This window comes from Bradyrhizobium sp. 23 (assembly GCF_023073295.1).
Classification (GTDB): Bacteria; Pseudomonadota; Alphaproteobacteria; order Rhizobiales; family Xanthobacteraceae; genus Bradyrhizobium; species Bradyrhizobium canariense_D.
In genome coordinates this window covers 150,934-151,239 of sequence record NZ_JADPJF010000037.1, presented here as the reverse complement: position 1 = coordinate 151,239, position 306 = coordinate 150,934, and the positions used below count along the sequence as shown (strand labels likewise).

The following is a 306-nucleotide window of genomic DNA, read 5'->3' as shown; positions in this document are numbered from 1 at the left end:
GAGTTCGCTGCCGATCTCGACCATCGGCAGGCGCACTTCGGGGCTGTCGATCAGGCCCGCGCGCCACAGCCAGTATTTTGCCGGGGCGGGACTGGGCTCGGTGAACAACAGGCGCGTCAGGTCCGCGACCTCCTGCCAGCGCGCCAGCGCTGCATCGTGATTGCCGCGCTTCAGCTCGGCATGGACAGCCGCGAACGTCGCGGTCTCGAGATGGGCTGACAGCACGATGCCGCCATCGGCGCCGTCGCTGAGCGCCTCGAAATAATTCGCATCCTCGCCGGTCAGCACGCGAAAGTCCGCAGGGCG

General features: G+C 67.6%; 1 protein-coding gene. It reads right to left on the bottom strand.

Annotated elements, in window-relative coordinates:
• The coding region (locus IVB32_RS06700; RefSeq protein WP_247410029.1) for a dihydrodipicolinate synthase family protein at nucleotides 1–306 on the bottom strand (306 nt) is incomplete at both ends.